Genomic DNA, 1,065 nt, shown 5'->3' on the forward strand with positions numbered 1-1,065 from the left:
GCCGCACCCCATGCGAGGCCAGGATGCGGGTTGCGCCGTTTGCGTCCTGTTCAAAGGCGGTAAAGTCCGAGGTACCGCCGCCGATATCGACAATCAGCCCGCGGCCCGGCGCAGGTGCTGCAGCGCGCAGGGCGGCTTCGGGTTCATACAGGAACAGCACGTCTTGAAAACCCGCCTCCAGGTAACAGGCGCGCAGGTCCTTTTCGGCCTGGATATTGCGGGCTTCATCCTTGGAATGAAACCGCACCGGCCGGCCGGACAGCGCGTGGGTGAATTCCATATGCGTCGCCGTCTCTGCGCGGGTCTTCATCTCGGCCAGAAAGCGGGCGATGAGGGTGCCAAAACTGATCCGCTCGCCGCCCAGCCGCCGTTCCTCATGCAGCAGCGGCGTGCCCAGCAGGCTTTTCAGGGCGCGCATGAAACGCCCCTCGTCACCGTTGATCAGCGCCCGCGTGGCGCTGTGGCCGATCCGCATGGCACGCGCGCCGTCCTCAAAGAACACAGCGGTAGGCAGGGTCTGCTCGCCAGGTTCCATCTCGACCAGCCAGGGCCGGCCGGCCACAGCAATCCCCGCCGCCGAATTGGAGGTGCCAAAGTCGATACCAAGGGTGTTGGGGGCAGTCATGGAACAGGCTCCTTTCGCTGGCGGGGAGCGGGCCGGGATACAGCAGCCGCAAAACAAGAGCAAGAAAAAGCCGCACTGCTTGCGGGGCGCAGCGGGAGATGGGAGAGCATATCAGCCGAACGCGCCCCTTGAACGGAAAAAGGGCGCCCCGAAGGACGCCCTTTCACAGTCATGACTGTGCAGCTTAGCAGCTGTAGTACATGCCGAATTCGACCGGATGGGGCGTGTGCTCGTACTTGTGCACCTCTTCCATCTTCAGCTCGATATAGCCGTCGATCTGGTCTTTGGTGAACACGTCGCCCTGCAGCAGGAAATCGTGGTCGGCGGCCAGCGCGTCAACAGCTTCACGCAGAGAGCCGCAGACGGTCGGGATGCCTTCCAGCTCTTCGGCCGGCAGATCATACAGGTTCTTGTCCATGGCTTCGCCGGGATCGATCTTG

Annotated in this window: 1 protein-coding gene and 1 pseudogene; both read right to left on the bottom strand. The window is 63.1% G+C overall.

All coding sequences use genetic code 11. The features are described 5' to 3' along the window. Positions 1–625, bottom strand: a 625-nt coding sequence (locus tag A2I95_RS41610) for an Hsp70 family protein (RefSeq protein WP_291738117.1), incomplete at its 3' end; no start/stop codon positions are given. 184 nt (positions 626–809) lie between these two features. After that, a pseudogene (gene glnA, locus A2I95_RS41615) lies at positions 810–1,065 on the bottom strand (glutamine synthetase); the annotation flags it as partial.

The organism is Leisingera sp. F5, from assembly GCF_001593695.1.